The sequence below is a fragment of the Streptomyces sp. enrichment culture genome (assembly GCF_964273145.1).
Taxonomy (GTDB): Bacteria; Actinomycetota; Actinomycetes; order Streptomycetales; family Streptomycetaceae; genus Streptomyces.
This window is the reverse complement of sequence record NZ_OZ186873.1, coordinates 3,405,382-3,431,087: the sequence shown is the minus strand read 5'-3', so window position 1 is coordinate 3,431,087 and position 25,706 is coordinate 3,405,382. Positions and strand designations below refer to the sequence as shown.

Sequence of the window (25,706 nt, the reverse complement as noted above, 5' to 3'; positions counted from 1 at the left end):
GCGACCTAGATGTCATCACAGTTGACACCAGGGCAACGTAAGTAAGTCCTGATGGCGGCCATCGCTTCGGACGGAGGGAAGATGGCGCAACAGAAAATCCGCGAAGAATTAATCGAAATGGTGCAGAAGCTAATCGATGCGACACTCCCGGAAGAAGATTTGATAGTCTTCTCGAGGAGGTGGAAAAGAATGTCCCTCATCGTCGCGCAAGAACTTGATTTACCGTACCAATCCTCAGTTGACCGCAGAAGAGGTCGCGGACAAGGCACTGTCCTACCGGCCGGTTGAACTTTGATTTGGGACCATGTTTGGGATCTGTCGCGTCGCCGTCCGGATTTAGCCGTTGAGCTTGTTGTGGGCAGTACCGGAAGTGAGTATCCGCAGCGACGGATCGTGGGTGAGATCTTCTATGCGGTGCGGACCGGCTGCGCTCGGAGTCAACTTCCGAAGGACCTCGCGCCGTGGCCCACGGTGTATTGGTACGTCACCCGGTGGCACGATGCCGGAACCGTCGAGCGAATCATGGAACTCTCCGTCGCAGAGTCTGTGCGGCCGAGGGCCGCAGTTCTGAACCGTCCACCCGGTTGACCGACTCGCGATCCGCCCGCACCGCGGACACCGTCCCGGCGGTCATACGGGGCCTCGATGCAGGCGAGAAGTTCAAAGGCCGCAAACGGTTCCTTGTCACCGACACCCTCAGCTTGCTCCTGGCGGTCCACGTCGTAGCGGCCGGCGTCCAAGATTGCGACGGTGCCAAGCACCCACTGCGCAGCGCCGCCGCCTTGCACTCCCTGCGCTTCCCCGGCCGTTCCTACGCCCCGGGAACCGGACTTCACTGCAACCGCGTCCGCCGCTGAGGGCTGTCCGTGAGCGCCCATGAGGTACAGCCGATTCCGTTCGGAGCGGGCGGGTGCCGAGCGGCGAAATCAGGTCGACGTGGAGCGGTGCGGTACTCGATCATGCGTTCATGCCCCTGACAGAGACCCTTGCCCGAGTCGACGCGGATCTGGCCGCCGGCCGGGTTCCCGTCGCGCGCCAGCGTCTGCGCGGTCTCGTCTCGTCCTTCCCGCACGACCTGACGATCCGCCGGCGTCTGGCCGAGGTGTACCGGCTCTACGGCGACGCCGCCGAGGCGGGACGCTGGATGTACCTCGAAGAGGACCGTGATGCCGGCGAGACCGCCGCCTTCGAAGCACGGTACAAGTCTCCCGGGTGGCGGATGAAGGCCCTCGCCTGGCGCGGTCCCGAGACGGTGGCCGCCACCGCCTTCGCGGAGAAGCAGCTGATCGCGGTGCGGACCGCCTGCGCCGAGGAGCTGGGGCACCCCGTCGACTGGGACGACCCCGACTCCTACCGGGACGGCCTGGAGGAGGAGTACGAGGAGCCCTCCGAGCCGTGGACGTTCGGCAGTGTGCTGGCGGGTGCCGGCTGCCTGGTGGCGGCCCTTGCGTTCCTTGCGATCTGGGTGAACGGAGTCGTCGCCCTCTTCGACTGAGCCTTCTGCGACCTCGGTTCGAGCAGTTCAGGTGCGGGGTGAGGGCGGCTTGGACAAGGCTCACCAGGAGCGGGCACGCCCGGAAGTCCGTGCGCCGGGGTGCGGGGCGCACGGGCTTCCGGTGTCCGCTCGGCTCGCGCCGGGTGGGCGCGTGCCGCTCAGTGCCCGCGGGTGGCGGTACCGCCCTTGCGGCATTCCGGTCGCTTCGCCTCCGGTGCGATGAGGGCCGCGGTCTCGTCGTCGAGCGCGTAGCACAACTGGGCGTGCAGCAGCTCTGCTTCGGCGGGGGTCAGGCGCAGGGCCACGTCCGCGTCGAAGACCCCGTCACGGCGCAGCCAGAGGTCGATGGCGAGGGTGCCGTCGACCTCCCGGCGTACGGGCTTGCTCGGTACGCGGCTCACCTGGACCGGCGTGTTCGGCGTCGCGCCCATCAGGCCGCCACCTCCGCGGGAGTGCCGATGTGGTGGCCGTGGATCACCCAGGGCCCCACGTCGATCCCCTCGACCGCGAGGACGAGGGCGGCGCGGCGTTCCAGTTGCCGCTGCCGCCGCTCGTGAGCGAGCAGGTAGGGGCGTACGAGGGGGCCGGTGTCGTCGAGAGCGGCCGGCGTGTCCTTCCACCTCCGTGGGGGGAGGGCGGCGAGCAGGCCGGGCGGGGCGCTGCGGCGGATGAACAGGCGCAGGCCGGAGAGGGTGCGCGGGGAGAGGGGGGCGGGTGCCGGGTGGCCGGGACGTCGATGCCGGTGGTGGAGCCGGCGCCGTCCGGTGGCGGGAAACAGCAGGGCCAGGACCAGGGCAAAAGCCTGTTCGAGGGCATGCCGGATAGGCTTGAGCATGCTGACGCTCCTTCGCAGCGTTGGCCATGCCCCGGGGTGCTGGAGACACCGCCGGGGCACTTCGCTTCAGACGGTGATGAAACGACTACCGCCTGAGATCAGGCTAGCGCCAACACTGCTGCCTCATCAACGTTGATGCGAAATCCGCCCGCGCTCTCCGCGCCTCGTGACCGTCAGGGGAAACCGTGACCGTCAGAGCAGGTCGTCGAACTCCCCCGCCTTCGCCCCGGCGAGGAACGCGGCGAGCTTGGCGCGCGTGGTCCTGACGACCACGCCGGGGTCGTCGCTCTCCCTGACGAGCACCTGGTCGTCGACCACGGCTATCTCCAGGCAGTTGCCCGACTGCTCCGAGTACGACGACTTACGCCAACGCATGTCCATCCGGTCACGCCCTCACAGTTCTCGCAGCACCTTGTGAATGAAGTCGCGGGACGGCCCCGGTTCCAGGGACCGCTGCTCCATGCGGTCAAGTACAGCGCGGTAGTTGGTGAGGTGTGTCTCCGAGTCCAGGAACGTGACCCCGTTGGGCACGTCGATCTGAACGGTGTCGAGCTGCCGGACCGGACCGCTGGCGTACAGGGTCGAACTGCCCGCGCTCGGAAAGCCCCCGGCCGAGAACGGCACCACGCGGAGGGTCACCGCTTCCCGCTCCGAACGCTCCAGCAGGTGTTCCAACTGCCGGCGCACCACGGCCCGGTCGCCGAACAGCATCCGGAGGGCGGCTTCGTGCAGGAGGAAGGAACAGGCGGGCGGATCGGCCCGGTCGAGAAGGCACTGGCGGCGCATGCGGAAGTCGACCTGGAGGTCCAGGGCCTCGGAAGACAGCGGCGGCACGGCTTCCCGGAAGACCGCACGGGCGTAGTCCGCGTGCTGCAGGAGGCCCGGCAGGTGCGTGATCTGTACGTGGCGAAGTGCCACGGCGTGGTGCTCCAGCTCGGCCAGGTCCAGCATGTAGGAGGCGATGGAACCCTTGAACTCGTCCCACCAGTGGGAGCCGGACCGCTCCCGGGCCATGCTCGCGAGCGCGTCGACGTAAGCCTGGTCGGGGCACGCGTAGTTGGCCGCCCACACCCGGACCCGGTCCGCGCTCACGCCGAAACGGGCGGACTCGGTGTTGCTGATCGCCGTCTTGTCCACGCGGTGCAGCGCGGCGGCTTCCGCGAGGGAGAGCCCGACCTGCTCACGCATGCGCCGGAGCTCGGCTCCGAGTCGGCGCTGCCTGGCGGTGGGCGGCTTTCGGACGGGCACGGGGGTTCTCCTTGGCGCCGAGCCGCCCGGCTTTTTCCGTACCGGGCGGACGGGGGACGATCCCCTGCTTCATAACACGCGGTCGCCCCGGGTCATGTGGCCCGCGGGGAAAGGGACGGCCGGAGCACCTCGGTGCTCCGGCCGTCCCTCATGTTCCGCGCTCCCGGGAGGAACCCCGGAAGCGGCCTATAGGAACGAGTTGATCTGGATCGTCTCGTCCCGGCCCGGGCCCACGCCGATCGCGGAGATCGGGGCGCCGGACATCTCCTCCAGCGCCTTGACGTAGTTCTGGGCGTTCTTCGGCAGGTCGGAGAAGGACTTCGCCTTGGAGATGTCCTCCGACCAGCCCGGGAGGGTCTCGTAGACCGGCTTCGCGTGGTGGAAGTCGGTCTGCGAGTAGGGCAGCTCCTCGACGCGCTTGCCGTCGATCTCGTACGCCACGCAGACCGGGATCTCCTCCCAGCCGGTGAGGACGTCCAGCTTGGTGAGGAAGAAGTCGGTCAGGCCGTTCACGCGGGTGGCGTAGCGGGCGATCACGGCGTCGAACCAGCCGCAGCGGCGGTCGCGGCCGGTGGTCACGCCCCGCTCGCCGCCGATGCGGCGCAGCGCCTCGCCGTCCTCGTCGAACAGCTCCGTCGGGAACGGGCCGGCGCCGACGCGGGTCGTGTACGCCTTGAGGATGCCGATGACGCGGCTGATCCGGGTCGGGCCCACGCCCGCGCCGGTGCAGGCACCGCCCGCGGTCGGGTTGGACGAGGTGACGAACGGGTACGTGCCGTGGTCGATGTCGAGCAGGGTGCCCTGCCCGCCCTCGAACAGGACGACCTTGTCCTCGTCCAGCGCCTGGTTGATGACCAGGACGGTGTCGGCGACGTACGGCTTGATCTGCTCGGCGTAGCCCAGCAGCTCCTCGACCACCTGGCCCACGGCGATCGCGCGCCGGTTGTACAGCTTGGTCAGGAGCTGGTTCTTGACGTCGAGGGCCGCCTCGACCTTCTGGGTGAGGATCGACTCGTCGTACAGGTCCTGCACCCGGATGCCGACGCGGTTGATCTTGTCCGCGTAGGTCGGGCCGATGCCGCGGCCGGTGGTGCCGATCTTCCGCTTGCCGAGGAAGCGCTCCGTCACCTTGTCGATGGTGACGTTGTACGGCGTGATGATGTGAGCGTTACCGCTGATCAGGAGCTTGGACGTGTCGACGCCTCGCTCGTTGAGCCCGCTCAGCTCGGAGAGCAGGACCGACGGGTCGACGACGACGCCGTTGCCGATGACCGGCGTGCAGCCGGGGGACAGGATTCCGGAAGGGAGCAGGTGGAGGGCGTACTTCTGATCACCCACCACTACCGTGTGGCCGGCGTTGTTGCCGCCCTGGTAGCGAACGACATAGTCCACCGAGCCACCGAGCAGGTCGGTGGCCTTTCCCTTGCCTTCGTCACCCCACTGAGCACCGAGCAGCACAAGTGCGGGCACGCGCGTACACCCCTTCCGGGTGGGGCATGTCCTGGGTCAAGGGCGTACGCGGAGGGTTCCTGCCGCGTGCACCGCGACCGTCGTTGGCCGCTGACCGTCGGACCCGGATGCCCCGGAATAGACGAAGCCCCTGGCGCAATAGCGCAAGGGGCTCTTGCACAAAGATGCTACCCGAGGAAGCGAGGCATGGCCGAGGTGGCGACTTCCACGACGCCCGATCAGCTGCTGGTGGTCATCGACCCGGTCGCCCGGGAGACGGACGGCGAGTCCGTCCGGATCGCGAAGGACGTGCTCGGCGCGGGTGCGGCGCGGATGAAGCTGTGCCTGCCGGAGGGTCCGGAGGAGTTCGCGCGGGCGCTGCGGCGGCGGGGCTCGCGGCGGCCGGTGGTCGTCGGCGACGACCGGACGCTGCTGCGGGCGGTGGCGGTGCTGCACCGGCAGCGGGAGCTGGCGGCGTGCGCCCTGGCGGTGGTGCCGGTGGGGGCGGACCTCGGGCTCGTCCGCTCGCTGGGCGTGCCGACGGGGGCGGTGGCCGCGGCGCGGGCGGCGCTGTACGGGACCGAGCGGCGGCTGGACCTGCTCGTCGACGACAGCGACGGGGTGGTGCTGGGGGCGGTGGGCATCCCGCCGCTGGACGGGCCGGAGGCGGGGGACGCCTCGAGGGTGCCGGTGCGGCCCTGGGTGCGGACGTGCCGGTCGCTGGTGCGGACGCTGACGGCCGCGCGGCCCGCCCGGCCCGTCCCCCTCGCCGGTCCGGGGCCGTCCCGGCTGCGGGTGGAGGTCGACGGCAAGACGCTGGTCGACCTGGACCAGCCGGTGGCCGGAGTGTCGCTGACGGCGGGGGAGGCCGGGCTGGCCGAGGTGGTGGTGCGGCCGGTGTCCGTGGGTGCGGAGGCGTCGCCGCTGACGGCGGCGGGCCGGACGGTGACCGTGTCGGGGGCGCACTTCCGCTACCGGGCGGACGCGGTGGTGTCGGGGCCGGTGCGGACCCGGACGTGGGTGGCGCGGGAGGGGGCGTGGGGGCTGCTGCTGCCGGACTGAGCGCCGTGTGCCGTACGCCGTACGGGGCGCGCGCCGGGGCCGAGGCCGGGCGGGGCGGTCGTCCGCCGTCGGCCGTCCGGCGCCGGTCGCGCCCCGTCGGCGGTCAGTCCCCGCCGAAGAGCTTCTCGCGGTGGGTGCGCCAGCGGTCCATCATCGCCGCGACCTCGACCTGGAGGAACTCGAAGAAGGCGAGCGTCTCCGCCAGGCGGCGGCCCGCCGGACTGTCGGCGCCGAGGCCGGCGACCCCCTCGCGCAGGGCGTCCTCCCACCGCTTGAGGACGGCCTCGCGGTTGGTGAGGGCCTCGTACCACTGGTCGGCGTGGACCCGGTAGCGCTCCCGGCGCGAGCCGGGCTCCCGCTCCCGGGAGACCATGTGCACCTGCGCCAGGTAGCGCACCGCCCCGGAGACCGCGGCCGGCGAGACCTTCAACTGCTCGCCCAGGTCGGCGGAGGTGAGCGTGCCGGTGTCGGAGGCGAGCAGCGCCGCGAAGACGCGGGCGGGCATGCGCGGCAGACCGGCCTCGACGAGTTGCGCCGCGAAGTGCTCCACGAACCGCGAGACCGCCTCCGGGTCCCGCCCGCCGCCGCTCCGTCCCGCCGCCTTCGCGTCCGCCATGCCCCGATCGTCTCCCCTGCTCGGCCACCGCCCGCCAGTCTAGCCCTCGATTCAGAGAGTTTACTCTCTTCACAAATTTCTGAAAGAAGCGTACGTTCCGAAGCATGACGAAGGCCATCACCGTCTCCGGACTGCACAAGTCCTTCGGACGGACCCGCGCGCTCGACGGCCTGGACCTGGAGGTCGGCTCCGGCGAGGTCCACGGCTTCCTCGGCCCCAACGGCGCCGGCAAGTCCACCACCATCCGCGTCCTGCTCGGCCTGTCGCGCGCCGACTCCGGCACCGCGCGGGTACTGGACCGCGACCCGTGGAGGGACGCGGTCGAAGTGCACCGCCGGATCGCGTACGTACCCGGTGACGTGGCGCTGTGGCGCAACCTCTCCGGCGGCGAGGTCATCGACCTGTACGGCCGTCTGCGCGGCGGGCTCGACCGCGGGCGGCGCGCGGAACTGATCGACCGCTTCGAGCTCGACCCGACGAAGAAGTGCCGGACGTACTCCAAGGGCAACCGGCAGAAGGTCGCCCTGGTCGCCGCGTTCGCCTCGGACGCGGACCTGCTGATCCTGGACGAGCCGACCAGCGGCCTGGACCCGCTGATGGAGGGGGTCTTCCGGCGCTGCGTGGCCGAGGCGCGCGACCGCGGCCGGACGGTGCTGCTGTCCTCCCACATCCTCGCCGAGGTGGAGGAGCTGTGCGACCGGGTGAGCATCGTCCGCCAGGGGCGGACGGTCGAGACCGGCTCGCTCGCCGATCTGCGGCACCTGACCCGCACCAGCGTCACCGCCGACCTCGCGGGCCCGCCCGACGGGCTGGCACACCTGCCCGGCGTGCACGACCTCGACGTACGGGGGCGGCGGGTCCGCTGCCAGGTCGACGGCGACAAGCTCGACGCGGTGCTCAGGTCCCTGAGCGAGACGGGCGTGCGGTCGCTGACGTCGACACCGCCGACGCTGGAAGAGCTGTTCCTGCGGCACTACCAGGACCGGGGGGCGGCCCGATGACGGCCGGCACGGCCCCCGCGGTGCGCCCCGGCGGTTCCCGCCCCCTGGCCGGCACCGGCATCCTGCTGCGGTTCGCGCTGCGCCGCGACCGGGTGCTGATCCCGGTGTGGATCGCGGTGACCGCGGTCATGGTGCTCTCCATGCCGGGCACGCTGGAGAGCCTGTACGCCACCCCGGCCGAGCGCGCCGGTCTGCTCCGCCAGATGGAGACCAACTCCTCCCTGCGCGCGATGGTCGGCCCGGTCTTCGGCGACTCGATCGGCGCGCTGACGGCGTGGCGGGCCGGTGTGTACGCCGGTGTGCTCGCGTCCGTCATGGCGCTGCTGGTCGTCGTACGGCACACCCGGGACGAGGAGGAGAGCGGGCGGCAGGAACTGGTGGCGTCCGGGACGGTCGGCCGCCGGGCGCCGCTGACGGCGGCGCTGCTGGCGGCGGGCGCCGCGTGCGGCACGCTGGCGCTGCTGGTGACGGCCGGACTGGCCGGACGGGGCCTGGCGGGCGCGTCGGCCCTCGGTCTGGGCATCGCGGGCACCGGGATGGTCCTCGCCACGACGGCGGCGGTCGTCGCCCAGCTGACCGGGAGCGCGCGGGCGGCGCGGGGCCTGACGGCGGCGGTGCTGGGCGCGGCGTTCGTGCTGCGCGCGGCGGGCGACGCGGCCGGCGGCGGGGCGTCGTTCCTGACGTGGCTGTCGCCGCTGGGCTGGCTGGAGAACCTGCGGGCGTTCGCCCACGAGCGGTGGTGGGTGCTGCTGCTGTTCGCCGGGGCGGCGGTGGCGCAGGGCGCGGTGGCGTACGCGCTGGCCGGGCGGCGGGACGTCGGCACGGGCCTCCTGCCGGCCCGGCCGGGACCGGCCGACGGGCGGCTGGGCACGGCGGCCGCGCTGGCGTGGCGGCTGCAGCGGGGCGGCCTGCTCGGCTGGGGCGCCGGGTTCCTCCTCGCCGGAGTCGTCTTCGGCTCGATGGCCGAGGGGGCTGCCGAACTGGCCGGGGACAACGAGCGGACCCGGGAGATCATCGCCCGGATGGGCGGGCGGGCCGGGCTGACGGACGCGTTCGTGTCGGCGATGGTGGGGATGTTCGGGCTGGTCGCGGCCCTGTACGTCGTGGCGTCGGTCCTGCGGCTGCACGGCGAGGAGGCGTCCGGGCGGGCGGAGCCGGTGCTGGCGGGGGCCGTGGGACGGCTGCGCTGGGCCGCCGGGCACCTGGCGGCCGCGTTCGGCGGGGCGGTGCTGATCCTGCTGCTCGCCGGGCTCGGCTTCGCCCTCGGTCACGGCCGGGACCCCGGGCCGCTCCTGGGGGCGTGCCTGGCTCAGGTCCCGGCGGTGTGGGTGGTCGGCGCGCTCGCCGTCCTGCTGTACGGGCTCGCCCCCCGGTCGGCGCCCGTGGCGTGGGGGGTGGCGGGCGCGGTGCTGCTGATCGGCTGGATCGGGCCCGCGCTGGACGTGCCGCGGGCGGTGCTGGACGTGTCGCCCTTCGGGCACCTGCCGAAGCTGCCGGGCGGGGAGGTCGCGTGGGGGCCGGTGCTGGTGCTGACCGGGCTGGCGGCGGCGCTGACGGCGGCGGGACTGGCCGGGCTGCGGCGCCGGGACGTGACGTCGTGACGCAACCGCCACCGGCGCGGGAGCGTCCTCCCGGTCGTGACGGGGGACACGACGGCCTGCGGCGGATGCCTGCTGTCGGCGGCCGGCGCCACGGCGGCGGCGCTGTGGTGGGGGAGCTCCGGCCGCACGCGGCGGCACCTCGGCGGCGGCTTCGAGGGCGAGGGCAGCGACTACGGCGTCCTGTGGACCGAACTCCCCCTCGTCATCGTCGCCGGTGCCGTCCTGCCCGCCCTCGCCTGGGGGCTGGTCGCGTACCTGCTGAGCCGCGGGCGGCGCTCAGAGCGACACCGGTAGCCCCGCCAGCCCCCGGATCACGAAGCCCGGCTTGCGCTCCGGCTCCCGCACCGGGGTCATCGCCGGGGCCTTCGCCAGCAGGGCCCGCATCGACGCCGCCAGCTCGATGCGGGCCAGCGGGGCGCCGACGCAGTAGTGGACGCCGGCGCCGAAGGAGATGTGGGGGTTGGCGCGGCGGGCCAGGTCCAGGCGGCCGGGGTCGGTGAAGACCGCCGGGTCGTGGTTGGCGGAGCCGAAGAGGAGGGCGAGCTCCGCGCCGCGCGGGATCACCGTGCCGTCGATCTCGATGTCGTCCAGCACCCAGCGTGCGAAGAGCTGGAGCGGGGTGTCGTAGCGCAGCAGCTCCTCGACGGCGGCCGGGACGAGGGTGGGGTCGGCGCGCAGGGCCGCCAGCTGCCCCGGGTCGCGGAACAGGGCCCACCAGCCGTTGACCGTGGCGTTCACGGTGGCCTCGTGGCCCGCGTTCAGCAGCAGGGCGCAGGTGGAGACCATCTCCTGCTCGGTGAGGCGGTCGTCCTCGTCGTGGGCGGCGATCAGGGCGGAGACCAGGTCGTCGCCGGGCGCCTCGCGGCGGGCGGCGATCAGCCCGCGCAGGTAGTCCGAGAACTCCACCGACGCGCTCACCGCCCTGCGCGCCGCCTCCGGCGGCGGGTTCGGCTCGTACATCCCGCAGATCGCCGCCGACCAGGGCCGCAGCAGGACCCGGTCGGACTCGGGGACGCCCAGCATCTCGGCGATCACCGCCACCGGCAGCGGCTCCGCCACGTCCGTCAGCAGGTCGCCGCCGCCCGCCGCGGCCAGGCCGGACACCAGCTCGTCGGCGAGCGTACGCACGTACGGCACGAGCCGCTCCACCGTGCGCGGGGTGAACGCCTTCGCCACCAGGCGCCGGACGCGGGTGTGGTCCGGCGGCTCCAGGTCGAGCAGCCCGTGGCCGTCGAGGGTGTGGAAGGGCTCGTGCTCCGGCGGGGGCGGGGTGCGGCCGAAGTCCTCGTGGCTGAAGCGGTGCAGGTACGCGCGGCCCAGGCGGCGGTCCCGCAGCAGCGCCGAGACGTCGGCGTGGTGCGGGACGAGCCACTGGCCCGTCGGCTCGTGGCGGATCACCCGGCCGCGCGCCCGCAGCTCGGCGTAGGCGGGGTACGGGTCGGCGACGAACGCGGGGTCCCACGGGTCGAAGGCTGCCATGGGCGGACGGTAGCCGGGCGGCCCCGGACCCGGCCAGGGGCCGGTCAGCCGGGCGTCACCAGCCGCGCCTCGTACGCGAAGACCGCCGCCTGCGTCCGGTCCCGCAGCCCCAGCTTGACCAGGATGCGGCTGACGTGGGTCTTGACGGTCGACTCGGCGACCACCAGGCGCCCGGCGATCTCCGCGTTGGACAGGCCCTGGGCGATGAGGACCAGCACCTCCGTCTCACGTTCGGTCAGGTCGCCGTAGGCCGCCTGGACGGGGCCCGGCAGGCGCGGGGTGTCGGCCAGCCGCGAGAACTCGGTGATCAGGCGTCGGGTGACCGACGGGGCGAGGAGGGCCTCGCCGGAGGCCACCACGCGGACCGCGTCGGCGAGCTGGCGGGCCGAGGCGTCCTTCAGGAGGAAGCCGGAGGCGCCCGCGCGCAGCGCCTGGTACACGTACTCGTCGAGGTCGAAGGTGGTCAGGACCAGGACCTTGGCCGCGCCGTCGGCGGCGGCGATCTCACGGGTCGCCTCGATGCCGTTCAGCTCGGGCATGCGGATGTCCATCAGGACGACGTCCGGGGCGAGCTCGCGGACCTTGGCCACCGCCTCGCGGCCGTTGACCGCCTCGCCGGCGACCTCGATGTCCGGCATCGCGTTCAGCAGGACCGAGAAGCCCTCGCGCACCATCACCTGGTCGTCCGCGATCAGCACGCGGACGGGGCGGGCGGTCACGCGGCACCGTCGCCCGCGGGGGCGACCGGCAGGAACACCGTCACCTCGTAGCCTCCGTCGTCCGTCGGGCCCGCCGTCATCTCGCCGTCCAGCATGGACACCCGCTCCCGCATGCCGGTGATGCCGTGCCCGGCCCCGGGCGAGGGCTTGACCAGGGACGGCCGCGGCGCGGGGCCGTTGACGACGCGCAGGCCCAGGCCGCCCAGGACGTACGAGACCTCCACGCGGGCGCCCGCGCCGGGCGCGTGCCGCAGGGTGTTGCTCAGGGCCTCCTGCACGATCCGGTAGGCCGACAGCTCCACGCCGGGCGGCAGGCCGCGCACCGCGCCGGTGACCACCTTGTCCGCGGTCAGGCCCGCGTCGCGGACGTTGGCGAGGAGGGTGTCCAGGTCGGCGAGGGTGGGCTGCGGGGCGTCGGGGGCCTGGTAGTCCTCGGCGCGGACCACGCCGAGGACGCGGCGCAGTTCGGTGAGGGCCGCGACCGCGTTCTCGCGGATGGTGGCGAAGGCCCGCTCCAGCTCCGGCGGCGGGTTCTCGACCCGGTAGGGGGCCGCCTCGGCCTGGATGGCGACCACCGACATGTGGTGGGCGACCACGTCGTGCAGCTCCCGGGCGATGGTGGTGCGCTCCTCCAGCAGGGTGCGGCGGGACCGCTCGTGCGCGGTGACCGTGCGTTCGGCGGTCACCTCCTGGCGGGCGGCGCGGCGGACGTGCCGGACGGTGACGAGCAGCAGGGCGAACGCGGAGAGGACCAGCATGGGGGCGGTGCTGGGGCCGTAGGCCGACCGGTCGAGGACGACCGTCACGGCGAGGGAGTAGGCGGCCGTCACGAGCCACATCCAGGCGGCCGTGCGCGGCCGGGTGCGCAGGGCCACGACGACCAGGACCGCGAAGTGGCAGACGAAGCTGCCCCAGCCACCCGCCGCATGGCCGCCGAGGAACGCCACGACCGGGGCGGACGCCATGGACAGCCAGAACGCGCCGACCGGGCGGACCAGCGTCGCCAGCACCGGTGCCGCGCACAGCAGCCCGCGCACCAGGGCGAACAGGTCCTGGAAGGTGTCACCGGCCGCCACCCCGGCCCAGAAGGCCACCAGGGCGGCCAGCCCCACCACCGCGTGCGGGGCGTACGCCGCGCCGGTCCGCAGCCGGCCGGGGAGCAGGCGGGCCGACGGCCCGTCGGCGGCCGCGGGGGGCAGCGGGCGGTAGGCGAAGGCGTCGTGGAACAGCTCCTCGCGCAGGCCCCGCAGGGCTTCGGCGGCGGCCCGGAGCTCGGGGCTGCGCGGCTGGTACCCGCCGAACTCGCCGCCCGGCGGCACCGGTTGCTTCTGCGTCATCGTCTCGGTCACGTCGGCAACGGTAGGCGGCCGCGGCGGCGCGGTCGTCAGCACCGAGGCGGGTTCCGCGGGGTCCGTCTCAAGTACTACCCGGTCCCCGGGGCGTCCGGTGCGCGGATCGCGAACCGTCGTCCGCGCCACCGCCGCGGAGCCCGTGTGCGGCGTGGCTCCGGGACGCGGCGGGTACGGCCGGACCGCCTGTGCGATGACCCGGCGGGCGGCCCCACGGGGAGCGGGGACCGGGCGGCCGTCCCGAGGCGGGGGACCGGGCGGGCGGCTCCCTCACCACGCCAGCTGGGCGATCTCCTCCGCCACCACCGCGCACGCGTCCGCCGCCGGGTCGATGAGCGGGAAGTGGCCGACGTCCTCCAGGAGCGTCACGCCCACCACCTCGCCCGCCCCGGCCGCCGCCTCCGCGTACGCCTCGGCGACCGCCTGCGGCACGTCGACGTCCGTACGGCCCTGGACCAGGGTCGTCGCGATGCCGGTGGGCAGCAGCAGCGCCGGGTCGGCGTACGGCCGGCGCCGGGCGAACTCCTCCCCGTCGCCGAGGAGTTCGCGCACCGCCCCGCCGCACACCCCCAGCTCGTCGGCGACCGCGAGATCGGCGATCGGGGCGAGGGCGACCACTCCCCGCAGGGGCGGCGGCCCGTCGGTGCGCCAGGGGGCGTCGGCGGGCAGGACGTGCCGGGCCACCGCCCACAGGGCGAGGTGGCCGCCCGCCGAGTGGCCGGTGAGCACGACGCGGCGCGCGTCGGCCTGCGGCAGGCACCGGCGGACGAGTCCGGGCAGCGCGTCGAGCGCGGCGGCCACGTCGTCGAAGGTGTCGGGCCAGCGCCCCGCGACCCGGCCGTCCCCGCCCGCGTCCGCCGCTCCCCGCCGGTACTCCACGTTCGCCACGGCGAAGCCCCGGCGGGCCAGGAAGGCGGCGAGCGGGCTGACGTGGCGGCGGTCGTACGGTGCCCGCCAGGCGCCGCCGTGCAGGATCGCCACCACGGGGGCCGGGCCGCCGGGGCCCGCCGTGGAGCGCGGGGCGTAGAAGTCGATCACCTGGTCGGGGTGGTCGCCGTAGGCGGCGGTGGCGTCGGGGGCGGCCGCCGGGTGCGAGAAGGCCGATTCCTCCTCCGCGGCGGCGCGGGCCGACGGCGTGCCGGCGGCGGGGGTGGCGGCGTTCTCCGGTGCTGCGGCGTCCGGCATGCTTCAACCTCTCGGGGACGAAACGGCGTTGGCGGACCAGGAGGGTGAGGATTCGGCCGTTGGCGGGACGGTATCAGGCCGGTGACGTGCGCGGACACGGGGTTGTCACGCAGGGTGAGGGTTGAGCGGTTCCCCCGTTTCACCACGCCGACGGGGTACTCGCGATGGTGCCCGCGAGAGTGCCCCGACCCGCGTGGAGGAGGCCGAGATGCCCGCCGAACCCGGCACCGTACGTCCCGGAGGGCGCACCGCCCGTGTCCGTGCCGCCGTGCTGCGCGCGGCCGGGGACGCGCTGGCCGAGCAGGGCTTCGACCGGCTCGACCTGGCCGACGTCGCGCGGCGCGCCGAGGTGGGCAAGACGACCGTGTACCGGCGCTGGGGCTCGGTGCCCGCCCTGGTGGCCGACCTCCTCGCCGACATGGCCGAGCAGCCGCTGTCCCGCACCGGGACCGGCTCCGTGCTCGGCGACCTGAGGGCCGGCGCGGACCTGGTCCGGCGGACCCTCGCCGACCCCCGTCAGGGCGCCCTGTCCCGCGCGGTCGTCGCCGCCGCCGCGTGCGACGACCGGACGGCACGGGCGCTGCGGCGGTTCCACGAGGCGCGGGTCGCCGAGTGGGCGCCCTGCGTCGAGGGGGGCGTGGCCCGCGGGGAGCTGCCCGCGGGCACGGACGCGGCGGCGGTGGTCCGCGCGGTGTCCGCCCCGCTGTACTACACCCTGCTGACCACCGGCGAGGCCCCGGACCCGGCCGCCGCGGACCGCGCGGCCCGCGCCGCGTTCGCCGCCGCGGCGGCCGGGGCGTACACCAGCGGGGACGCCCCGCCACCGGACCCTTCCGGCTCCCCTCCCCGGTGAACCCGGGCGACCTCGGCGGCGCCGGCGGACCCGGGCGGGCCCAGCGGGCCCAGGCCGCCCCGGCAAGCCCAGGCGGCCCGGCGGGCCCGGCGGGCCCCGGCGCCGGGGAGCGGCGGCCCTACTCGAGCACCTCCCCCAGCACCCGCGCCGCCCGCTCCACGTCCGCGAAACCGAGGTACAGCGGCGTGAAACCGAAGCGCAGCACGTCCGGGGCGCGGAAGTCGCCGACCACGCCCCGCGCGATCAGCCGCTTCATGACCTCGCCGGCGCCGGTGGCCCCTCCCGCTCCAGCGGAGCCGGAAGCGGGGGGGCAGCGCAGCGCGACCTGGCTGCCGCGCTCGGCGTGCGCCACCGGTGTCAGGGACTCCACGCGCCCGTCCGGCACGTACCGCGCCACGCAGCGCAGGAAGAAGTCCGTCAGCGCCAGCGACTTGGCCCGCACCGCCTCGATCGACACCCCGTCCCACACCTCCAGCGCCGCCTCCAGGGCGAGCATGGAGAGGATGTCCGGCGTGCCGACGCGCCCGCGCGCCGCACCGGCGGCCGGGGCGTACTCGGACGTCATCCCGAACGGCTCGGCGTGCGAGTTCCAGCCGGGCAGCGGCGAGTCGAAGCGCGGCTGGAGCTCGCGGCGCACGTACAGGTAGGCGGGCGAACCGGGGCCGCCGTTGAGGTACTTGTAGGTGCAGCCGACGGCCAGGTCCACGCCGTGCTCGTCCAGGCCGACCGGCAGCGCGCCCGCGCTGTGGCACAGGTCCCACACCGCGTACGCCCCCGCCGCGTGCACGGCGGCCGTGAGCCCGGGCAGGTCGTGCAGCCGGCCGGTGCGGTAGTCGACGTGGTTGAGCAGCACGGCGGCGGTGCGCTCGCCGAGCGCCGCCGGGACCTCGGCCGGCGCCACCGGCCGCAGCGTGCAGCCCGTCATCCGGGCCGCGGACCCGGCGATGTACCCGTCCGTGGGGAAGGTGGACGCGTCGACGAGGATCTCGTCCCGCCCCTGACCGGCCATCCGCACCGCCGCGACGACCGCCTTGAACACGTTGACGCTGGTGGAGTCGCCCACCACGACCTGCCCGGGCGCCGCCCCGAGGAGCGGGGCGATCCGGTCGCCGATCCGCTCGGGCGCGGTCCACCAGCCGCTCTCCTCCCAGGACCGGATCCGCAGCTCGCCCCACTGCCGCCGGACGACGTCCTCGACGCGTCCGGGGACGTGCGCGGGCAGCGCGCCCAGCGAGTTGCCGTCCAGGTAGACGCCCGCGCCGTCGGCCGCGTGACCGGAACCGGGGGCGGTGTCCAGGACGAACCGGCCGCGCAGCGCGCCCAGCTCGTCGGCGGCGTCCAGCTCCCGCGCCTCACTCATCAGTTCAGACATACGATCGCGCCGTCCACAGCTCGGAGAACACGTTCTTGCGGGCACGCTTCTCCAGCCAGGCCACCCCGGCCGAGCCGCCCGTGCCGGTCTTGGCGCCCATCGCGCGGCGGGTGGCGACCAGGTGGTCGTTGCGCCAGCGCCACACCAGCTCGGCGACGTCCGTCAGCGCCTCGCCGAGCCGGGCCAGCTCGCCGTTCTGGTCGCCCGCGTACACGGCCGTCCAGGCCGCCTCCACCTCGGGCGACGCCTCGTAGGGCCGGGTGACGTCACGGCCGAGCACGGCGTCGGGGATGTCGTACCCGCGCCGCGCCAGCAGCCGCACGACCTCGTCGTACAGGCTCGGCTCGTGCAGCGCCTTCTCCAGCTCGGCGTGGACGCGCGGCGCGGCGCGGTGCGGGACCAGCATGGACGCGGACTTCTCGCCGAGCAGGAACTCCAGGCGGCGGTACATCGCGGACTGGAAGCCGGAGCCCTCCCCGAGGGCGCCCCGGTAGGAGTTGAACTGGGCCGGCGTGAGCTGGCCGAGCGGCTTCCAGGAGGCGTTCAGCGCCTCCAGTTCCCGCACCGAACGCTTCAGCGCGTCGGTCGCCGTCCGCACGTCGTCCGCCCTGAGCGCGCGTGCGGCCGTCTCCCACTCGTGGACGACGACGGTGAACCACAGCTCCATGACCTGGGTCGTGACCAGGAAGACCATCTCCCCGGGATCGTCGGAGAGGGGGTGCTGGAGGTGGGTGAGCACGTCCGCCTTGACGTAGTCCTCGTACGGCGTCGTGCCTTCGAAATCGAGATGCGGGGTCTCGGGCTCGTGGGCCTCAGGGTTCTTCGGGTCCTGAGGGACGTCGTGAGCCTGTTGGGACATCGCTGTCTCCTGCTGTGCACTCCGGGTAGCGGTCCGCCCCTGCCGTTACCGGCACGGGGGCCCCGGTCCCCACCAGGCATCCTCCGCAATCATCCCGGGAGACCGCAAGGCCCGCCCGTCCACGGGCGGGCCCACGGCGCGCCGGCACCGTCCGGCGCGGGCCGGAGGCGGGCCGGGCGCAGGTCAGCCGAGGACCTCGGCCGCCGTCTGCGACGAGTCCCGCAGGAACTGGGAGCAGCGCTCGTACTCCTCCTCCTCGCCGATCTCCCGCGCGGCGCGGGCGAGGGCGTGCAGGGCGCGCAGGAAGCCGCGGTTCGGCTCGTGCTCCCAGGGCACCGGGCCGTGCCCCTTCCAGCCGCTCCGGCGCAGCGCGTCCAGGCCCCGGTGGTAGCCGGTGCGGGCGTAGGCGTACGACTCCACGACGCTGCCCCGCTCGAAGGCGTCGTCGGCCAGCCGGGCCCACGCGAGGGAGGAGGCGGGGTGCTTGGCGGCGACGTCGGCGGGTGCCGTGCCCTTCGCCAGCAGCTCGCGCGGCTCGGGGTCGTCGGGGAGGTGGGTCGGGGGCGGTCCCCCGAGGAGGTTCTCGTGAATGGCCATGGGGACCAGTATCCCCACCACGCGAAGCGCCCGGCCGTCCCACCCACGGGACGGCCGGGCGCCGCGACGCGTACGGCGGAAGCCGTTACTTGATCTTCGTGCCGGCCGAGCGCAGGCTCTGGCAGGCCTCGACGACGCGCTGGGCCATGCCGGCCTCGGCGAGCTTGCCCCAGGTGCGCGGGTCGTAGGTCTTCTTCGCGCCGACCTCGCCGTCGACCTTCAGGACGCCGTCGTAGTTCTTGAACATGTGGTCGACGACCGGACGCGTGAAGGCGTACTGGGTGTCGGTGTCGATGTTCATCTTGACCACGCCGTTCTCCAGCGCGGTGCGGATCTCCTCCACCGTGGAGCCGGAGCCGCCGTGGAAGACGAAGTCGAACGGCTTGCTGTCGGCCGGGCGGCCGAACTTGGCGGCGACGCCGTCGTTGAGCTGCTTCAGCAGCTCGGGGCGGAGCACGACGTTGCCCGGCTTGTACACGCCGTGGACGTTGCCGAAGGAGGCGGCCAGCAGGTAGCGGCCCTGCTCGCCCAGGCCCAGGGCCTCGGCGGTGCGGATGGCGTCCTCGACGGTGGTGTACAGGGAGTCGTTGATCTCGTGGGAGACGCCGTCCTCCTCGCCGCCGGTCGGGGTGATCTCGACCTCAAGGATGATCTTGGCGGCGGCGGCGCGGGGCAGCAGCTCCCGCGCGATGGCCAGGTTGTCGGCGAGGGTCTCGGCGGAGCCGTCCCACATGTGCGACTGGAACAGCGGGTTGCGGCCGGCCTTGACGCGCTCCTCGGAGACCGCCAGCAGCGGGCGGACGTAGCCGTCCAGCTTGTCCTTGGGGCAGTGGTCCGTGTGCAGGGCGATGTTGACGTCGTACTTCTCGGCGACGATGTGCGCGAACTCGGCCAGGGCGACCGCGCCGGTCACCATGTCCTTGTTGTGCTGGCCGCCCAGGAACTCGGCACCGCCGGTGGAGATCTGGACGATGCCGTCGCTCTCCGCCTCCGCGAAACCGCGCAGCGCCGCGTGCAGGGTCTGGGAGGAGGTCACGTTGATGGCCGGGTAGGCGAACTTGCCTGCCTTCGCCCGGTCCAGCATCTCGTTGTAGACCTCGGGAGTTGCGATGGGCATTGTCCGCTCCTTGTATGTGCGGGTGGGCTGTGTCGTGCGTGCTTACGGCCCTGACCTAGACCTTGGGGCGACGTCATCGTCGGCCCCATCTTTCCAGACGAACCGGGATACTCCGAGTGGACCTCGGCGGGGACCTCAGTCCAGGCCCAGCTCGTCCTTGGAGTAGGCGTACAGGTAGGGGACGCCCGCGCCCTCCCGGATCTTCTCGGCGGCGCCGGTCGCCCGGTCGACGATCGTGGCGACGGCCACCACCTCGGCGCCGGCCTCGCGCACCGCCTCGACGGCGGTCAGCGGGGAGCCGCCGGTGGTGGAGGTGTCCTCGACGACCAGGACGCGGCGGCCGGCGATGTCGGGGCCCTCGACGCGGCGCTGGAGGCCGTGGGCCTTGGCGGCCTTGCGGACGACGAACGCGTCCAGCCTGCGCCCGCGGGCGGCGGCGGCGTGCAGCATCGCGGCGGCGACGGGGTCGGCGCCCATGGTGAGGCCGCCCACCGCGTCGAACTCCAGGTCCTCGGTCAGGTCCAGCAGCACCTGGCCGACCAGCGGGGCGGCCTCGCCGTCGAGGGTGATGCGGCGCAGGTCGACGTAGTAGTCGGCCTCCAGCCCCGAGGAGAGGGTCACCCTGCCGTGCACCACGGCCTTGTCCTTGATCTGCTGCAGCAGCGCGCCGCGTACGTCCGTCATACCGGTCAGCTTAGAGCCGCCGCCAGCTCCAGGTCGTCGTGGCCTCCAGGGGCTGGAGCGGCGTGACCAGGCGCGGTGCGGTGTTCAGCCCATTGGGCGGGCCGGTCTGCGGTTCCACGCACACGGCGGCCTCCTGCTCGTCGTAGACCACCACCCACTCCTCGGGGCTGGTCACCTTCAGCTCCAGCCGTCCGGGCCAGGTGAGGGTGACGTCGACGCCGCCGGGCATGCCGAAGCAGTCGTCCCAGGGGCCGGGCCTCGGGTCGACGCGCCGGCCGGTGGGCAGGTGGTCGTCGCCGCGCTCCTCCTGCCAGGCGGGCTCGAAACCGATCGCCACGCCCTCGCCGCCGTCGAGCGTGCGGTTGAACCAGGGGTGCCAGCCGATCTGCGCGGGGAACGACGACTCGTACGTCTCGACCGCCATCGTCAGCGTCAGGCCGTCCTCGGCGAGCGCGACCACCTGGGTGACGCGGCCGGGGTAGGGCCAGGGGTCGGTCAGGTCGCAGACGAGGACGGCCTCGTCCGCCGAGGCGCGGGCGGTGCGCCAGGCGGCGTCGCGGGCGGTGCCGTGGATGGCGTGCGGCGGGGAGTTCAGCGGCATCTGGTGGACGGCGGCCCCGTCGCGGAAGCGGCCCTCGCGGATCCGGCCGCACCAGGGGACCATCGGGAAGCAGCCGTAGCGGTCGCCCTGGCGGAGCAGTTCCGTGCCGCCGACGCGCAGTCCTCCGATCCGGCCGCCGTTGCCCGGCAGCACGGTCGCCTCCGCGTCGCCCGCGGTCAGCGTGATGGGTTCGTGGCTCACGCCACGACCCTACTGGGATGATCGGCGCCGCCTCATCCGGTGCGCCGCGCCCAGCGGCCTCTGCGCAGGGCGCGGCCCACCACGACCGCCGACGCCAGCACCAGCGCCGCCGCCGGGGCCGCCCAGCGCAGGGAGGGGGACCGCACGGTCGTCCGGGGGGCGGGCACGGGGGCGTACCGGCCGCGCGGCGGGGCGTGGTCCACCTCCTCGGCGCTGCGCCCGATCATCGTGCGGCGGGCGTGCGCGGCCTCGGCGGGCGGTCCGGCCGGGCCCGCGAGGTCCTCGGCGGCGTCCGAGGCGTCGACGCCCTCGTCGGCGGTGGTGGGGTCGAGGGACGACGAAGGGGCCGGAGGGGCCGGAGGTGCCTGGGGGATCCCGGTGTCGGGGGCGGGCGGGGTGTCCGGGGCCGCGTCGTCCGCGTCCGGGGCCGCGTCGAAGTCGCCGTCGGCCGCCGGTCCGGGGTCCTCGGTGGCCGGGGAGCCGACGGCCCCGGGGAGCTGCCGCGCGGCGTGGCCCAGGTTCTCCGCGAAACGGTTCAGCAGCCGGGTGACCGCCGAGGCGACCGCCTCCGCCGGCAGGTCCGTGACGCGTCCGTCCGCCGTGGCCGTCCCGGTGAAGGCGAGGGTGGAGCCGCCGTCGCCGTCCGTCACGCGCAGCGTCAGCGCGAGCCGGACCGTGCCGGTGCCGCGCGCCTCGGTGGCGTCGCCCTCGACGGCGTAGGTGCCCTCGTCCCGCCGGGTCAGGCGCACCGTGCCGCGGTAGGTGATGGTGTGGCCGCCGACGCGCACCCTCAGCCGTCCGGTGACGGACTCGGCGTCGGCGTCCTGCTGGAGGCCGGGAACCGCGCGGGCGACCCGCCCGGGGTCGGCCAGCACCTCCCCGAGACGCTCCGCCGGAACCGGAACGAACACCTCATGCTCCATGTCGACGGAGCCTACCCAGCCCGCGCCGGACGCACCCCCCGTCGGCGCGAAGTCGCCCGGCTGCGGGAGGCGGCCCCTCCCTTCCCGCGGGGACGCGGTCCGGGCGGGCGTTCAGTACCTCGGGTGCACCAGCGTCGACGGGGGCAGGCCCCGCAGGCGGGTGCGGGACGCGGCCCGGGCGCCCGCGGTCAGGGACTCCTGGGTGAGGGTGTGCGGGCGTGGGGCGCGGGGGTCCAGGCGCAGGGCGGGAGGCGTGCGGGCGGCCAGGACGTACCCCCGGTCGCGGGGGGTGCGGGAGGGGCCGGCCGCGTCCCCGGTGCCGCGGCCGGCCGTGCGGTAGGGCGCGGTGCGCAGGCCGGCGGCGCGCAGCGTCGCCTCGACCGTCCAGAACGCCCGGGGGCGGGAGGCGGCGGACCCGGCGTGCACCACGAGCCGCCCGCCGGGGGCCAGGGCGCGCCGGGCCAGGCCGTAGAACTCCTGGGAGTACAGCCTGGTGGCGGCCGTGGTGCCCGGGTCGGGCAGGTCCGAGATCACCACGTCGTAGGCGGCCGGCTCCGCGCGGCGCAGCCATTCGAAGACGTCCCCCGTGACCAGGCGCAGCCTCGGGTCCTCGTGGGCGCGCCCGTTCAGCGCCGACAGGGCGGGGTCCCGCCGCGCCAGCCGGGCGACCTCGGGATCGCGTTCGACGACGTCGACCCGGCGGACGTCCGGGTACCGCAGCACCTCGCGGGCGGCGAGGCCGTCGCCGCCCCCGAGGATCAGCACGCGCGCATGCGGGCCGGTCATCGCCGGGTGGACCAGTGCCTCGCGGTGGCGGCGGTCGTCCCGGCCGCCGGCCCGCAGCCGGCCGTCGAGGAACAGCTCCGGCGCGCGGCCGTCGACGGAGCCGGTGAGGACCACCTCCTGCACACCGGTCCGCAGGGCCACGCGGACGCCGGCGCCGTACACCGCGCGCCGGGCGGCCCGTTCGAAGTCGTCGGCGAGGACGGCGGTCAGGGCGAGCACGGCCAGCACGGCGGCGCCCGCGGCGGGCAGCAGCCGGCGAGCGCGGCGCGAGAGGTCCCGCCGGAACAGTCCGAGGACCAGGGCGGTGCCGACGACGGTGTTGACGGCACCGGTGAGCAGCGCGCCGGTGAGCTGGCCGAAGAACGGCAGCAGCAGGAAGGGGAAGGCCAGGCCCCCGGCCAGGGCGCCGACGTAGTCCGCCGCGCACAGGTCGGCCACCGCGCCGCCCGCGTCCTGGTGGCGGACGCGCTGGATCAGCTCCATCAGCAGCGGCACCTCGGCGCCGATCAGCAGGCCGATGACGAGCGAGAAGGCGATCAGGAGGCAGCGGGGGCCGTCGGCCTCCATGCCGCCCCGGTCGCCGGTCCAGGCGAAGGCGGCGTACAGGACCATGGCGCTGCTTCCGCCGACGAGGGCGAGCAGGGTCTCGACGGCGCCGAAGCCCGCCGCCGCGTACCGGCGCAGCCGCTTGGCCGCGAGCGAGCCGACGCCCATCGCGAAGACCATGACGGACAGGACGACGGACGTCTGGGTGACCGAGTCACCGGCCAAGTACCCCGAGATGGCGAGGAGTTCGAGTTCGTACACCAGGCCGCAGGCCGCGCAGACGAAGACGCCCGCGAGGACCAGGAGCCGTCCGGTGCCTTCCCGGACCGGCAGCGGCACGGAGGGCTCCGCCGTGCCGCCGGAGCCCTCCCGGTGCGGTGGGGGGCCGGGCGGGGCGGGCGCGTGCGGTTCGATCACGCTGTGACGTTACGTCACTGACCCGGCACGCTTCGTCACCCGGACGCGTGAAATCGGTGTTCGAAAGGGCGAAGCGGGTTTGAAACCCGGACCGGTGCGAAAGGGGGCGCGACTCACACCCCGGACGGGCTGAGCGGCTCCGTGCGCACCCGCACGCCCACCCGCGTCCGGGTCGTCACCAGCTGGCCGTCCTGCGGATAGGCGTGCCAGGTCCGCCAGCACACCTGCCCCTCGCGGCGCTGGGCCAGCAGCGCGGTGAAGGCGTGCGGGTTGCCGGGGAAGACACCGGCCAGGCCGTGCGGGTGGTCGGCGACCAGGGCCAGCAACTCCTGGGCGCGGCCCGCGAACGGCCCCGGCGGGAGCTTCTCCACGCGGGCCGCGAACTCGTACTCCCAGTCGCCCACCCGCTTGGCGACGCCCAGCGGCAGGGGCGTGCTGCTGCCCGGGATGCACGCCACCGTCTCCGAACAGCTGCCCCGCTCCTCCTCCAGGAGGACCTGGTGGGAGGCGCCGAGAAGCCTCAACTGCATTTTGGCGTTCCCCAGTTCGAGGTCGAGCACGGCCAGGGCGGGGAGCGGCTCACGCCCCAGGGCCCAGGCGAGGTCGGCCGCACGCGTGTCGGTGTAGGCGGTGTTCAGGGTCGTGAGCATGGATCGGCTCCGCAAGCGCACAAGGAGAGGACGGTGTGGGTCCTGCGACCCCCGTTCGCGCCGGGGATGCGGACCCGTCAGCCCGTCGGCCGGCCAAGAGGGTCCGCAGGGTGTCCGAGGGGCTGCGAGGTGACTGAGAGGGAATCACGAACCGGGGCACTGCCACAGCGTTTTTACCCAACTTCGTAGTACTTTCATCCCTCAGAGGGGCTTGAAGCGCAATTGTTCAACCCGGGCGTACGCCTGCGCGCTCCGTGTGCGCCGCGCGCCCGAACGCCCGCCGGTAGGGGTACCCGGCGGGCGTTCGGGCGCGGAGACACGGGACCGCGGGGTTCGCACCCGACGCGGTCCCGTGGTGGGGATGCGGTTCCCCCGCGGAGCTCGGCTGCCCCGTGTCAGCCGCCTCCACCGCATCCGCCGCCGCCCCCGCCGCCCCCGCCTCCGCAGGACGAACCGCCCCCGCAGGACGAGCCGCCGCCTCCGCAGGACGCGCCGCTCCCGCTGCAGGAGTGGCTCCCCGTCCCACCGCTTTCGGGCGACCTGGACGACCTCGACGACCTCGACGAGCCGGACGATTCCCAGCCGCCCGCGCCGACCCACCAGCTGGTGTCATCGCCCGGCCGGCGGCGCGCCGTGCTCCGGCTGCCGCCGCGGGCGGCCGCGGCCAACACGATCATCGCGAGGACGACCATCGCCAGGATGATGCCGATGACCATGGCGTCACCCTCCTTCCGATTCCCCCGGGCGTCTCCGGAAGTTCCCCCGAAACGGCCCCCGTTGAGTGCCACGCTCGTGGCGTGACCGGGAGATGCCCCCGCCCGGAGCGCCCCAAAGCGGAGTTGAGGAACTCCAGAGCTTCGGCGCAGGATGACCGGCATGACCTCCAGCGCACGCCCCCTCCTCAACCGCCGCCTCGCCGAGTTCGGGACGACGATCTTCGCCGAGATGTCCGCGCTGGCCGCGCGGACCGGCGCGATCAACCTGGGCCAGGGCTTCCCCGACACGGACGGCCCCGAGGAGGTCGGGCAGGCGGCGGTGCGGGCGCTGCGCGACGGGCGCGGCAACCAGTACCCGCCCGGCCCGGGCGTCCCCGAGCTGCGCGCGGCGGTCAGCGCCCACCAGCGGCACTGGTACGGGCTGGAGTACGACCCCGACACCGAGGTCCTGGTCACCGCGGGCGCCACGGAGGCGATCGCCGCGGCCCTGCTGGCGCTGGTGGAGCCCGGCGACGAGGTGGTCGCGCTGGAGCCGTACTACGACTCCTACGCGGCCTGCGTCGCGATGGCCGGCGGCACCCGCGTGCCGGTCACCCTGCGCCCGCGCGAGGGCGCCTTCCACCTCGACCTGGACGAACTGCGCGACGCCGTCACCGACCGCACCCGCCTGCTGCTGGTCAACACCCCGCACAACCCCACCGGCACCGTCCTGACCCGCGCGGAACTCGCGGCCATCGCCGAGCTGGCCGTGGAGCGGGACCTGCTGGTGGTGACGGACGAGGTGTACGAGCACCTGGTCTTCGACGGCGCCGAGCACGTGCCGCTGGCGTCCTTCCCCGGGATGCGCGAGCGGACGGTGACGATCGGCTCGGCCGGCAAGACGTTCTCGTTCACCGGCTGGAAGGTCGGCTGGATCACCGCCGCGCCCGCCCTGGTCACGGCGGTCCGCTCGGCCAAGCAGTACCTGACGTACGTGTCGTCGGGCCCCTTCCAGTACGCGGTCGCCGAGGCGCTCGCGCTGCCGGACTCCTACTTCACCGGCTTCCGGGACGACCTGCGGGCCAAGCGGGACCTCCTCGCGGCGGGCCTGGCGGAGGCGGGCTTCGCGGTGTACCGCCCCGCCGGCACCTACTTCGTCACCGCCGACATCCGCCCCCTCGGCTTCGACGACGGCTTCGCCTTCTGCCGCGCCCTGCCCGAACGCGCCGGCGTGGTCGCCGTCCCGAACGCGGTCTTCTACGACCACCGGGAGGAGGGCGCCCCCTTCGTGCGGTTCGCGTTCTGCAAGCGGACCGGGGTGCTGGAGGAGGCCGTGCGGCGGCTGACGGCGGCGGCGTCCTGAGCC

Annotated in this window: 29 protein-coding genes; 10 read left to right on the top strand and 19 right to left on the bottom strand. The window is 74.2% G+C overall.

Annotated elements, in window-relative coordinates; genetic code table 11:
* Window positions 1-51: 51 nt before the first annotated feature.
* From ACSU6Z_RS15490 to ACSU6Z_RS15475, 4 genes are all read left to right on the top strand, one after another.
* Window positions 52-288 carry a hypothetical protein gene (locus ACSU6Z_RS15490; protein ID WP_437046172.1) on the top strand — a complete coding sequence of 79 codons (237 nt, stop codon included), beginning with the start codon at window positions 52-54 and terminating at the stop codon, window positions 286-288.
* Window positions 289-354: 66 nt separating this feature from the next.
* A complete protein-coding gene (locus ACSU6Z_RS15485) occupies window positions 355-588 on the top strand; it encodes a transposase (protein ID WP_437046170.1) in 234 nt (77 codons plus the stop codon).
* Complete coding sequence (locus ACSU6Z_RS15480) at window positions 492-857, top strand: transposase (RefSeq protein ID WP_437046168.1); 366 nt, start codon at window positions 492-494, stop codon at window positions 855-857. Before ACSU6Z_RS15485 ends, ACSU6Z_RS15480 begins: the two co-directional genes overlap by 97 nt.
* 110 nt (window positions 858-967) lie before the next feature.
* The gene (locus ACSU6Z_RS15475) at window positions 968-1,495 is read left to right on the top strand and encodes a DUF6584 family protein (protein ID WP_437046166.1); all 528 of its coding nucleotides are present in this window, start codon (window positions 968-970) and stop codon (window positions 1,493-1,495) included.
* A gap of 158 nt (window positions 1,496-1,653) precedes the next feature.
* Here ACSU6Z_RS15475 and ACSU6Z_RS15470 read toward each other — a convergent pair whose 3' ends face one another.
* From ACSU6Z_RS15470 to ACSU6Z_RS15450, 5 genes are all read right to left on the bottom strand, one after another.
* Window positions 1,654-1,926 carry a hypothetical protein gene (locus ACSU6Z_RS15470; protein WP_437046165.1) on the bottom strand — a complete coding sequence of 91 codons (273 nt, stop codon included), beginning with the start codon at window positions 1,924-1,926 and terminating at the stop codon, window positions 1,654-1,656.
* Complete coding sequence (locus ACSU6Z_RS15465; protein WP_437046163.1) at window positions 1,926-2,330, bottom strand: hypothetical protein; 405 nt, start codon at window positions 2,328-2,330, stop codon at window positions 1,926-1,928. The genes ACSU6Z_RS15470 and ACSU6Z_RS15465 overlap by 1 nt, the downstream gene beginning before the upstream one ends.
* A gap of 192 nt (window positions 2,331-2,522) precedes the next feature.
* A complete protein-coding gene (locus tag ACSU6Z_RS15460) occupies window positions 2,523-2,705 on the bottom strand; it encodes a DUF397 domain-containing protein (RefSeq protein ID WP_437046162.1) in 183 nt (60 codons plus the stop codon).
* 18 nt (window positions 2,706-2,723) lie between these two features.
* Entirely contained in the window at window positions 2,724-3,578 is an 855-nt protein-coding gene (locus tag ACSU6Z_RS15455) for a helix-turn-helix domain-containing protein (RefSeq protein WP_437046161.1), read from the bottom strand.
* A gap of 186 nt (window positions 3,579-3,764) precedes the next feature.
* Window positions 3,765-5,048, bottom strand: a complete 1,284-nt coding sequence (locus tag ACSU6Z_RS15450; protein WP_437017714.1) for an adenylosuccinate synthase — start codon at window positions 5,046-5,048, stop codon at window positions 3,765-3,767.
* A gap of 186 nt (window positions 5,049-5,234) precedes the next feature.
* Here ACSU6Z_RS15450 and ACSU6Z_RS15445 point away from each other — a divergent pair, with 186 nt between their 5' ends.
* Window positions 5,235-6,089, top strand: coding sequence for a diacylglycerol kinase family protein (locus ACSU6Z_RS15445; RefSeq protein ID WP_437046159.1), 855 nt, complete (start codon window positions 5,235-5,237; stop codon window positions 6,087-6,089).
* A 103-nt stretch (window positions 6,090-6,192) separates the two neighbouring features.
* On the opposite strand, the gene ACSU6Z_RS15440 is transcribed toward ACSU6Z_RS15445, so the two are convergent.
* Window positions 6,193-6,705 (bottom strand): GbsR/MarR family transcriptional regulator, encoded by a 513-nt coding sequence (locus tag ACSU6Z_RS15440; RefSeq protein WP_437046157.1) that lies wholly within the window; start codon window positions 6,703-6,705, stop codon window positions 6,193-6,195.
* Between the two features lie 104 nt (window positions 6,706-6,809).
* Here ACSU6Z_RS15440 and ACSU6Z_RS15435 point away from each other — a divergent pair, with 104 nt between their 5' ends.
* The 3 genes from ACSU6Z_RS15435 to ACSU6Z_RS15425 are packed head-to-tail and all read left to right on the top strand — an operon-like array spanning window position 6,810 to window position 9,601.
* Window positions 6,810-7,706 carry an ABC transporter ATP-binding protein gene (locus ACSU6Z_RS15435; RefSeq protein WP_437046155.1) on the top strand — a complete coding sequence of 299 codons (897 nt, stop codon included), beginning with the start codon at window positions 6,810-6,812 and terminating at the stop codon, window positions 7,704-7,706.
* Window positions 7,703-9,307 carry an ABC transporter permease gene (locus ACSU6Z_RS15430; RefSeq protein ID WP_437046153.1) on the top strand — a complete coding sequence of 535 codons (1,605 nt, stop codon included), beginning with the start codon at window positions 7,703-7,705 and terminating at the stop codon, window positions 9,305-9,307. Before ACSU6Z_RS15435 ends, ACSU6Z_RS15430 begins: the two co-directional genes overlap by 4 nt.
* 36 nt (window positions 9,308-9,343) lie before the next feature.
* The gene (locus tag ACSU6Z_RS15425; RefSeq protein ID WP_437046151.1) at window positions 9,344-9,601 is read left to right on the top strand and encodes a hypothetical protein; all 258 of its coding nucleotides are present in this window, start codon (window positions 9,344-9,346) and stop codon (window positions 9,599-9,601) included.
* Here ACSU6Z_RS15425 and ACSU6Z_RS15420 read toward each other — a convergent pair.
* From ACSU6Z_RS15420 to ACSU6Z_RS15405, 4 genes are all read right to left on the bottom strand, one after another.
* Window positions 9,584-10,786, bottom strand: coding sequence for a cytochrome P450 (locus tag ACSU6Z_RS15420; protein WP_437046149.1), 1,203 nt, complete (start codon window positions 10,784-10,786; stop codon window positions 9,584-9,586). The genes ACSU6Z_RS15425 and ACSU6Z_RS15420 overlap by 18 nt on opposite strands.
* 44 nt (window positions 10,787-10,830) lie before the next feature.
* The gene (locus ACSU6Z_RS15415) at window positions 10,831-11,505 is read right to left on the bottom strand and encodes a response regulator (RefSeq protein WP_437046148.1); all 675 of its coding nucleotides are present in this window, start codon (window positions 11,503-11,505) and stop codon (window positions 10,831-10,833) included.
* Window positions 11,502-12,842 (bottom strand): sensor histidine kinase, encoded by a 1,341-nt coding sequence (locus tag ACSU6Z_RS15410; protein ID WP_437050328.1) that lies wholly within the window; start codon window positions 12,840-12,842, stop codon window positions 11,502-11,504. The genes ACSU6Z_RS15415 and ACSU6Z_RS15410 overlap by 4 nt, the downstream gene beginning before the upstream one ends.
* Window positions 12,843-13,124: 282 nt before the next feature.
* Entirely contained in the window at window positions 13,125-14,039 is a 915-nt protein-coding gene (locus ACSU6Z_RS15405) for an alpha/beta hydrolase (RefSeq protein WP_437046147.1), read from the bottom strand.
* A 208-nt stretch (window positions 14,040-14,247) separates the two neighbouring features.
* Between ACSU6Z_RS15405 and ACSU6Z_RS15400 the strand changes: the two genes are divergently transcribed.
* The gene (locus ACSU6Z_RS15400) at window positions 14,248-14,892 is read left to right on the top strand and encodes a TetR/AcrR family transcriptional regulator (protein WP_437046145.1); all 645 of its coding nucleotides are present in this window, start codon (window positions 14,248-14,250) and stop codon (window positions 14,890-14,892) included.
* Between the two features lie 118 nt (window positions 14,893-15,010).
* On the opposite strand, the gene kynU is transcribed toward ACSU6Z_RS15400, so the two are convergent.
* The 9 genes from kynU to ACSU6Z_RS15355 form a co-directional block, all read right to left on the bottom strand.
* The gene (kynU, locus tag ACSU6Z_RS15395; RefSeq protein WP_437046143.1) at window positions 15,011-16,264 is read right to left on the bottom strand and encodes a kynureninase; all 1,254 of its coding nucleotides are present in this window, start codon (window positions 16,262-16,264) and stop codon (window positions 15,011-15,013) included.
* Window positions 16,257-17,123: a tryptophan 2,3-dioxygenase family protein gene (locus ACSU6Z_RS15390; protein ID WP_437046141.1), complete on the bottom strand. Its 867-nt coding sequence runs from the start codon at window positions 17,121-17,123 to the stop codon at window positions 16,257-16,259. The genes kynU and ACSU6Z_RS15390 overlap by 8 nt, the downstream gene beginning before the upstream one ends.
* A gap of 183 nt (window positions 17,124-17,306) precedes the next feature.
* The gene (locus tag ACSU6Z_RS15385) at window positions 17,307-17,720 is read right to left on the bottom strand and encodes a DUF3151 domain-containing protein (protein WP_437046140.1); all 414 of its coding nucleotides are present in this window, start codon (window positions 17,718-17,720) and stop codon (window positions 17,307-17,309) included.
* 85 nt (window positions 17,721-17,805) lie between these two features.
* Window positions 17,806-18,837 carry a class II fructose-bisphosphate aldolase gene (gene fbaA, locus ACSU6Z_RS15380; protein WP_437046139.1) on the bottom strand — a complete coding sequence of 344 codons (1,032 nt, stop codon included), beginning with the start codon at window positions 18,835-18,837 and terminating at the stop codon, window positions 17,806-17,808.
* A gap of 135 nt (window positions 18,838-18,972) precedes the next feature.
* A complete protein-coding gene (gene pyrE, locus ACSU6Z_RS15375) occupies window positions 18,973-19,521 on the bottom strand; it encodes an orotate phosphoribosyltransferase (RefSeq protein ID WP_437046137.1) in 549 nt (182 codons plus the stop codon).
* 10 nt (window positions 19,522-19,531) lie between these two features.
* Window positions 19,532-20,323 (bottom strand): aldose 1-epimerase, encoded by a 792-nt coding sequence (locus tag ACSU6Z_RS15370; RefSeq protein ID WP_437046135.1) that lies wholly within the window; start codon window positions 20,321-20,323, stop codon window positions 19,532-19,534.
* A gap of 32 nt (window positions 20,324-20,355) precedes the next feature.
* The gene (locus ACSU6Z_RS15365) at window positions 20,356-21,246 is read right to left on the bottom strand and encodes an SRPBCC domain-containing protein (protein ID WP_437046134.1); all 891 of its coding nucleotides are present in this window, start codon (window positions 21,244-21,246) and stop codon (window positions 20,356-20,358) included.
* A gap of 111 nt (window positions 21,247-21,357) precedes the next feature.
* On the bottom strand, window positions 21,358-22,995 hold the full coding sequence (locus ACSU6Z_RS15360) for a polyamine aminopropyltransferase (protein WP_437046132.1): 1,638 nt from the start codon (window positions 22,993-22,995) through the stop codon (window positions 21,358-21,360).
* A gap of 113 nt (window positions 22,996-23,108) precedes the next feature.
* The gene (locus ACSU6Z_RS15355) at window positions 23,109-23,645 is read right to left on the bottom strand and encodes a DUF2617 family protein (RefSeq protein ID WP_437046130.1); all 537 of its coding nucleotides are present in this window, start codon (window positions 23,643-23,645) and stop codon (window positions 23,109-23,111) included.
* Between the two features lie 867 nt (window positions 23,646-24,512).
* On the opposite strand from ACSU6Z_RS15355, the gene ACSU6Z_RS15350 reads away from it, so the two are divergent.
* The gene (locus tag ACSU6Z_RS15350) at window positions 24,513-25,703 is read left to right on the top strand and encodes a pyridoxal phosphate-dependent aminotransferase (RefSeq protein ID WP_437046128.1); all 1,191 of its coding nucleotides are present in this window, start codon (window positions 24,513-24,515) and stop codon (window positions 25,701-25,703) included.
* Window positions 25,704-25,706 lie beyond the last annotated feature (3 nt).